Source organism: Opitutales bacterium (genome assembly GCA_013215165.1).
In the GTDB taxonomy this organism is placed as follows: Bacteria; Verrucomicrobiota; Verrucomicrobiia; order Opitutales; family JABSRG01; genus JABSRG01.
This window is the reverse complement of record JABSRG010000094.1, coordinates 1-7954: the sequence shown is the minus strand read 5'-3', so window position 1 is coordinate 7954 and position 7954 is coordinate 1. Positions and strand designations below refer to the sequence as shown.

Sequence of the window (7954 nt, the reverse complement as noted above, 5' to 3'; positions counted from 1 at the left end):
CGGCGCGTCCGCGTGCGATCGCTCAGGAAGGTGAGTTGCATCGCGAAGGGGTTGACGACGTTGACGGATTTGAGGAGGCGTTGGGCATTTTGGTGGGTGTTGAGGATACGCTCTTTCTCCAGGTTGCGCTCCAGGCCGCTGAGCATTTCTGCTTGGCGCTGGAGCAGGTGGATGGCTTCGGTCTGCTCGCGCGATTCGTGGACGGTCAGGACGAGGCAGCGGTTGAGCAGCTCTTCGTCAATATCGACCGCCGTCGTGGTGAGGAAGATCATGACCGGGCCTTCGACGTGGTATTCTTCGGTTTTCATGCGGCCTTGTTCGTCTTTACCCGTGGAGGCGATGGTGAGTTCACCTTCGGACTGCAGGAGCTTTAAGGCGTAAGACGCCTTTTCCGCTCCTTCTTCTTCAACGATGGCCAGGATCTTGTGCTTCAAGTTGGTCTCGCCGAGGTAATACAACGATTGCCCAGTCATGGCGCTGTATTTGATACGCTCTTCCTCCGGCATCATGGCAAGCACCGCTTCCATGAGGGAGGTTTTTCCGGCGGCGCTCGTCGACTGGATAATGATCGCCAGCGGCTTATCCAGCTTGCGCGAGACGGCGGCGAGGTAGCCGGTGAGTTTGTTGGTCGCTTCGCCGACGATGCCGCACTGCTCAAAATCCTCGAGGATGCGCTCGAGGAGTTGGGGGGATTTGAGAAGGTCTAATGCCGCTTCCTTATCTTCGTGCGAGATCGCCACTTCCTGAGGAACCGGTTCGAGTTCAGCACGGATACGCTCTTCTTGGAGCGCTTCGAGTTGAAAGAGCAGTTTGCCGAGGTCGCGTTTGATGAGGTCGGGCTCGAGCCCGACTTCTGCAGCGGCAGCGGCAATGAAGTAGGTGCGGTCTTTGGCCCGATAGAAGTCCAGCACGTCGAGGTAGAAGCGCCCCTCGGATAGCACGCGGAGATTCACTTTGAGGACTGCGTGCGTGGTGTTTTTCTGCAGGCCACGGATACGGTAGGCGCGATTTTGGAGTGCGAGGTGATAGTCATCTCCTGACTGCGTCAGGGATAAGTCCGACTTCCGCTTTGCGGAATCGGCGCACTCACTTCGTTCGTAGCCGCCCTTCTGTTCGAGTTCTGGAGCTGCTGGCGATTTTGGGCCTGGGGAATCTTCGGCTTTAATCTCGCACGGAGGCACTGAGCCCACAGAGGTTGTTTGTTCATGAGACTTTTTCCCTTTAGCTGCCTGCTCTACAGCGTCGCTTCGCTCAGCGTTAGCAGCTAACTCTTTTGTACTATTACTAAGTACTTTGTTATTCTTTGAAGACGAGCTCCACCATTGAGCAGCGTTGATGAGGACTTGAAGAGATTTGGCGGCTGGAGTGACTCTCAGGGCATAACTGTTCGGGTCATGACCAGCGGGAAACTGGACACGAAAGCAGTCGATGCCTAGTGATGAGAGACGCGCGGCGTCTCTCTCTGCGGCTCGATCTCCGCCTTTGTCTCGGTCGTAAGCCAAGTAGATCTTTTGAGTTTTGTGCGTTTTGAAGGCTTCAAGGTGTTCATCGGTAAAGCCTTCGGTGCCGTAGATGCAGGTGACGTTTTTAAAGCCGTGGACCCAAAACGTGAGGGCATCGATGACCGATTCAGTCAGGATGATATCGGGCGATTTGAGACAATCCGGGTTCCAGATACCTCGATGCGGTCCGGGTAGATAGAGATGATAGATCCCGTTCTTTTGCTTTTGGTTGGCCTTGCGGCCGTAGACTTCTGACACCCTGCCCTGCTCGTCAAAGATCGGGAAGGTCAGACAGCCGTTAAAGTGCTCGTGTCCGCTCTCTCGATAGATCCCCAGTTTGGTCAGGCGTTCGCGGATTTGCTCGCCGTCACGTCGCTTTTTGTTGGGCAAGCGCAGGCCGAGCGACCGGTCAGCGTAGCCGATTCGGAAGGTTTTTAGGGCTTCTGGATCGTTGAGCCCACGCTTCTTGAGATACTCCAGCGCCGATAGTGTTTCCTGGAGGCGCTTCTGGTAGTAGTCGAGGGTTTGATCCAGGAGGGCGTGATCGTCGGCATCGAAGCTCACCGGCGCTTCCAGTTTGCGCACGGTGGATTTCTGGACGTTCGCCCCGCCGAAGACTTGCGGGTGTTCCTCTTTGAGTAATTCGACGGCATGACGGAACGACAAGCCGTCGTGCTGTATCAAAAAATCGATCACCGTCCCGCCTTTACCACTGCTCATACAGTGCCAGAGGTTTTTACCTGGGGTCACGATAAAGCTGGGGGTCTTCTCGTCGGTAAACGGCGAGAGACCAGCCAGGTCTTTCGAGCCGTGTCGCTTCAGCTCGATGCCCTTCGACCGGACCAGTGCGGCCAGATCGATATTGGATTTCACGTGTTCGAGATCTTCATCGGAAAAGCGTCCCTGTCCCATTTATCGGTCCTCCTCTCGCTCTTGGTCGATGAGCCCTTGGGGGTATTCTCGGATCATCTGATCAATACGTCGCAGTGTCGCTTTATGCTGAGCACACAGTGCGCGTATGTCATCGCCGTAAAGGTTGTCATTGAGCTCCCAGGTCTCGACCTGGCCCGCGAGCAAACCATCGATGCAGACCAAGTCCATGAAGGTTAAAAGAGACGAGCTCCGTCGACTCTCTCCTTCCTGGCTTGAACACCCTTCGAGGTGGCTTATTTCTTGTCTCTGTCTGTGATTCGGTTCATCCTGATTCATAGATTATATTAATAATTGAGGGTCAGTGACTTTTGTTTTGGCGAACGGGTCACTGGCCCTTTTTGCGTTTTAGGCGTCAAGATCAATTTGACTGTTCACAGATGAACGGCTGACTGTTCTATATCAAGTGTTTTTTCTATACTTCTGTTATTATGATTTTTGTGACTCGAAAACAGGCCCCAGACTCAACTCTCAAGATTTTGCGTCTAAATGCTGGGATTTCTCAGCGTGAGCTGGCTCGACGTATTGGAGAGCGCCAATCAAATATAGCGTATTGGGAGAAGACTGGAAAATCGCCCCGTTCAGATTTATTGGTCCCGATTACAGATGCTTTAGGCTGCAGCGTGGAAGAGCTTCTCGGTCAGCAAGATCGTAAGAGACCGCCCAAAGGCGGTAAGATGAGGCAGCTTTTTGAAGCGGCCTCTCAGCTACCACGTAGACAACAAGAGAAGATAGTGGCTGTGCTTGAGCCGTTTGTAAAAGAGCACAACAACCCCCAATAATTTTGGCGGGGTGTCGCTACGCTCGGAACCTGTTTTGCCCAAAGGATATGAGCCTCCAGGCGAACCCGCCGGAACTGCAAAGCAGTAGACGGAAAATTGGGACCGGAGCGGGGCAAGGTGGACGGAGTGCATAGCACGGAGATGGCGAAGCCCCGAAGGGGTGCAGGCCAGTGGGTGCCCTTGGGCAACTGGACAAACATCGCAGTCCCGCTGAGCGGGACGAGAAGACCTTGCAGCGTGGAGGTATCATCTCAACGGCAAATAAGGGGAAAATGGGCCGGGGGCGTCGGGTTTGTTTTTTTGGAACGTCGATTGGGTTTTGCTTTTTTTGATCGTGCTCCGCGGGTGCGGGTCCACCACCCTAGAGCGCTGGGGTTAGGCCAGCGCAATTGGGCAAAGGGAGCTGAGTCATCATTGTGTGCCGTTAGGCTGCTGTCTTTGTTGCGGCTCCCTGCGTAGGCTCCTTGCGGCTGCAGCTTGGCTGCTGGCTGATTCTAAGGGTGGGGCCGCGGGACCCGGCAGGGCTGCTCGGGTGGGACGAGCAGACCCGAGGGAGTGAAGCGACTGAGCCCCAGGCCAGGCTGGGCGTATACGACCGCAGCGGCTGGCAGCTAAAGAAGATAAATGCCCTCCCCTGTCGCTGAAGCCCAAATGGCCGAGTGGGGGCCGGGTGAGCGGCGCGATAGCGACCGCAAGGCAGCGCGGCGGTGCGCTGGCCCCCAGACAGCGTGCCGGTCGACCTGCCGCAGTAGCCGCCCCAGCTTGCTGGGTCCATGCGGCGTGCGAGTGCTAGCTAGATACCTGGACCGGAGGGAGGTCTCCGCGGAGGCAACCGCCAAAGCGGAGGGCCCCGGGAAGGATGAGAGCAGAGGCGGTGACAGATATGGCTGAAAGCCTAGCTGGCGATGACTGTGCTCGCCGGGGACGTCAGATTGGTTCCGTGGGCGTGGATCGGGTTGTTTGCAGGTTGGCTCAGTTGGTTGGTTTTTTTACAAGATTTGAATTTTCTTAGACTGAGCCCTTTGTGCTCCTCGATATGGACTCATGGATGATGAGGCGAAGATTCTGTCCAGTTCCAACCGGTTTTCTCAACTACAGTTTCTTCAAAATCACAGGAGGCAGAAACTAAAATTCCTGAAGCTCTCAAAGCGACAATCAACTTGCATAATGTATCGATAAAATCGTCCTCACTAACTTCAAAATCTATACCTTCAATCTCCGCGGTATATTTCGCGAAAACGAATCTGTTCTCAGCGGTGAAGCGATCTTCGTCAAAATCATCATTACTTTTAAGATCAAATACAAGCAGCTCATTCTCCAATACAGAACCACTAACAGTTCCTCCAACAGAATGAGCGCATTGCTTTAAAAGTTCGGCTTTTTCAAGAGGAGACTGGAGATACAGACGACAATAAGGATCAAATGACATAATAAATCTCCTAAAAATCAAAGCTTAACGGTAACTGCGGTCCATTATCAAACTGGCCTCCAGCTCGAATAATAGATAAATCCACATCGATCCCTAGATCATTCGCTATCTGCCTAGATAAGCCACTTAATCGAGCTTCACCAGATTGTATTTTTCCAGTTTCGAGCGCATGCAAACGAGTGTCTGCCAAATTAGATCCAGCATTTGGATTAGAAAGTCTAGATAGCTTAGGATTGTTAATGAACGCATTAAATTGTTCAGGCGAAACTCTAATCGCTATATCGATATCAGAAGTAGCCCGAACAGTTCCTCCAGCCCGACTTCCCTGAACGAATATATCACTGCCTAAGCCCAGCTCATCGGCTTTCGATCTTATTTGTGATGAGATTCGATCAAATTGTCGCGCGCTAAGACCTTGAGGAATCGCTAGCTTGTTTGTGACAACGAGATCATCAACGGCACGTATGCCTTGAATATCCGCCCTATTTAAGGGTCCCAGATTATCCGGAATTTTGCTCTTTGAGACCTTATCGAGAAGCTTCTTTAGAAGATTCGCTGCTCCCGTGCCTGTTACCGCAGCAATTGCTCCTCCTGAAGATGCATTAGCAATAGCTAATTTATCAGGGTCGGTAACTGTTTCTCTCGCATCACCATACAACTGTATAGCTAACTCTTTTGCCAAACATGGATCGTCTTTAAGAGCCTTAGCTAGATCCTTTACATCTGTGAAAACGAGATCGCGTGTCGTCGGATCTAAAATAACAGCGGCAGTCTCTCCAATGGTTTCAGCGAAGCCTCTAAAGCCCATGGCAATGTTATACAGACCAGTTCCTCCCCCACTGAATAAGGCGCCTGCTAATTCACGCGGCGTGAGCGTCGCATTAAAATTGGATCTATTCCTAGGCTCCTGAAGACCTAAGTAATCCCACCGATTCACGCCATCATTCCCCACAAACCCAAACAGGTTCACCCCGCCCTGTTCCTCAATCGGGTCACGACTCAACCACCGACCCTTGTCTGCATCGTAATAGCGGTAGCCGTAGTAGTGGTAGCCGGTTTCGGGGTCTTGGTATTTGGTGGAGAAGGTGAAGCGGAACGTAGTGGCTTCGGGGCCTACGCTTGCCAGCGGTTCGCCGAAGGGGCCATAGCCGAACCCCTCCGCGGTTTTTGAGGAAAAATCGCATTTTCCTCGATGCGTTTCCTGGCGCCGCAGCCAATTTTCATGACGCGATTTCGCCTCGGCTAAAAAAATTCTCCAGGCGCGGTTTTGGGCTGCGGCGGCTACTTTTTCCCGGCGGCGTTTTTCGTCCTCTACTGCAGCATCGACCGCAGCTTTAAGCAGCACTAGCTGCGCAAAGGGCATGGTGTCGATTTGGGGAACGGCAAAGCTCACGGAACAAAACGAAAGAAGCCCTGCTCAACGCGAGCAAGGCTTAAAAAGACCTCTAATGAAGAGACCAGGACTTAGAAGAGTTCACTGTGTGAACCCGTCCGCACCAAGATCAGTTCGCCATTTTCGACTTTATAAATCAGCAGCCAATCAGGCTCTATATGGCACTCACGATAGCCGACGTAGTTTCCGATCAAGTTGTGGTCACGATACCGCTGATCGAGCGATTCTTCTGCTCTCAGTATCTCAATCACTTCAATCAACTTCTGCACATCTTTGGATGCAGAGCGGAGTTTGCGGAAGTCCTTCTTAAAGCGACTTTTGCGAACGATGGGCAGCATCAATCCTCAGATTCCAGATCTGCCATCAAGGCTTCAACACTCTCAAAGCGTTGTAAGCTTTCAAGAGGCTCATTCATAGCCGCAATGGTCTCAGCGTTCGGCAAATGACGCACAAACTGAACTACTTTGCCGCGCTCATCCTCCGGTAAACGCTGGATTTCTTCTATGATTTCTACGGCGTTCATTGTTATAAGATCGTCGGTTTTTCCTAATAACTCAAGCCTCACCTTTATCCATACGCGCCGGGTGCGTCCGTTTGTGGACTTCTTGGAGCTGCTGGATGCTGACTTCGGTGTAGACTTGCGTGGTCTCCAACTTCGCATGCCCCAAGAGCTGCTGGATAAAGCGGATGTCTACGCCGTTTTCGAGCATGTGGGTCGCGCTGCTGTGGCGAAAGAGGTGGCAGGAGCCAGCACGACCTATCCCGGAGTTCTCAATGCAGCTGCATACCATCTTAGTCACCGAGTCGGGGTTGAAGGGCACGCCATAACTCGATAAAAACAGGGTGCCTTCGTGCTCAGGTTTCGCTCCTCTCTGCGTGCTGTTGTTGAGGAGTAATTCTGGGCGCACTGCGTCGAGGTAGCGTTCCAGCCACGCCCGGGCGCGTTCGCCCAGGGGCACCACCCGGTCTTTGCGCCCTTTGCCCAGGCGTATTTGAAGTGTCCGGCGGTCCAGGTTCACGTCCTGGATTTCTAGGCGGGTCAGTTCGCTGCGCCGGATTCCGGTCGAGTAAAACACTTCTAAGATGGCGCGATCGCGCAGTCCGAGGGGCTCGGCCACGTCGGGGGCGTTGAGCACGGCATCGACTTGCTGTAGGCTGAGGGGTTCTTGCGGCAGGCGCTTTTCTTCGCGAGGAAGGTCGATTTCAGAGGCCGGGTTGTGCACCAAGATGTGCTGACGGCACAGCCATTTAAAATAGCTTTTGATGAAGCTCAGGCGGCTGCGCTGCGTCGCCGGCGCTAGCGCCCGGCCGTCCGGTTTGCGGTAGCGGTAAAGCCAGCGCTGGTAGCTCTCTAGCAGCGGGCGTGTCACTTCAGTCGATTGATACACGTCGCGCTCATAGGCCCAGCGCACCCACTGCACCAGGGCCTCTCGATGGCTCTTTACGGTCTGCTCAGAGTAGTGCTGTACGCGTAAGGACTCCAGGTAGGCGTCCATACGGTCTGCTAAACCATCGCCTCCGGCTCCGGCGATGCCACGCTGCAATCCATCGGGCTCCGCACGGCGACCGCCACGTGCCTCAAAAGCCCGGATGCGTCCTATTCTTACGTTACGGTCTGTCTTCACTTTTTTAGGGGCCTCTTGTGCGTTTTTGGATTTAGGCCGTAAACTCGCTTACTTCGCTTTATCACTGGGCTAGGCAGCTAAAGATAAAATCACGTACGCGGCTCGTTGGATGCTCGTTGAGGGCTCGAACTGTTCTTTTCTATGCTCGAAGTGGGTGTCGTAGCTTTCAATTTATCCACATCGATGAGCCCGTTGAGCTGGGTTTTCTCGGTGTGGATTTCACCGTCGAAGAGCAGTTCATACACAAACTGTTGTCCACGGCCGCCGTGGTGCGGCAGGACGTATTCGAGGGC

At 53.4% G+C, this 7954-nt stretch carries 9 protein-coding genes; 1 reads left to right on the top strand and 8 read right to left on the bottom strand.

Going from position 1 to position 7954, the window contains the following annotated elements; all coding sequences use genetic code 11:
* Positions 1-2414, bottom strand: a 2414-nt coding sequence (locus HRU10_14500) for a toprim domain-containing protein (protein ID NRA28442.1), incomplete at its 3' end; no start/stop codon positions are given.
* The gene (locus HRU10_14495; GenBank protein ID NRA28441.1) at positions 2415-2711 is read right to left on the bottom strand and encodes a hypothetical protein; all 297 of its coding nucleotides are present in this window, start codon (positions 2709-2711) and stop codon (positions 2415-2417) included.
* Between the two features lie 152 nt (positions 2712-2863).
* Between HRU10_14495 and HRU10_14490 the strand changes: the two genes are divergently transcribed.
* The gene (locus tag HRU10_14490) at positions 2864-3214 is read left to right on the top strand and encodes a helix-turn-helix transcriptional regulator (protein ID NRA28440.1); all 351 of its coding nucleotides are present in this window, start codon (positions 2864-2866) and stop codon (positions 3212-3214) included.
* A 1042-nt stretch (positions 3215-4256) separates the two neighbouring features.
* Here HRU10_14490 and HRU10_14485 read toward each other — a convergent pair.
* From HRU10_14485 to HRU10_14460, 6 genes are all read right to left on the bottom strand, one after another.
* Positions 4257-4643, bottom strand: a complete 387-nt coding sequence (locus HRU10_14485) for a hypothetical protein (protein NRA28439.1) — start codon at positions 4641-4643, stop codon at positions 4257-4259.
* 10 nt (positions 4644-4653) lie between these two features.
* Positions 4654-6006, bottom strand: a complete 1353-nt coding sequence (locus HRU10_14480) for a nucleotidyltransferase domain-containing protein (protein ID NRA28438.1) — start codon at positions 6004-6006, stop codon at positions 4654-4656.
* A 101-nt stretch (positions 6007-6107) separates the two neighbouring features.
* Positions 6108-6374, bottom strand: a complete 267-nt coding sequence (locus HRU10_14475) for a type II toxin-antitoxin system YafQ family toxin (protein ID NRA28437.1) — start codon at positions 6372-6374, stop codon at positions 6108-6110.
* Positions 6374-6559 (bottom strand): hypothetical protein, encoded by a 186-nt coding sequence (locus HRU10_14470; GenBank protein ID NRA28436.1) that lies wholly within the window; start codon positions 6557-6559, stop codon positions 6374-6376. The genes HRU10_14475 and HRU10_14470 overlap by 1 nt, the downstream gene beginning before the upstream one ends.
* Before the next feature lie 31 nt (positions 6560-6590).
* Complete coding sequence (xerC, locus tag HRU10_14465; protein ID NRA28435.1) at positions 6591-7661, bottom strand: site-specific tyrosine recombinase XerC; 1071 nt, start codon at positions 7659-7661, stop codon at positions 6591-6593.
* Positions 7662-7750: 89 nt separating this feature from the next.
* Positions 7751-7954: hypothetical protein (locus tag HRU10_14460; protein NRA28434.1), on the bottom strand; the 204-nt coding region annotated here is incomplete at its 5' end.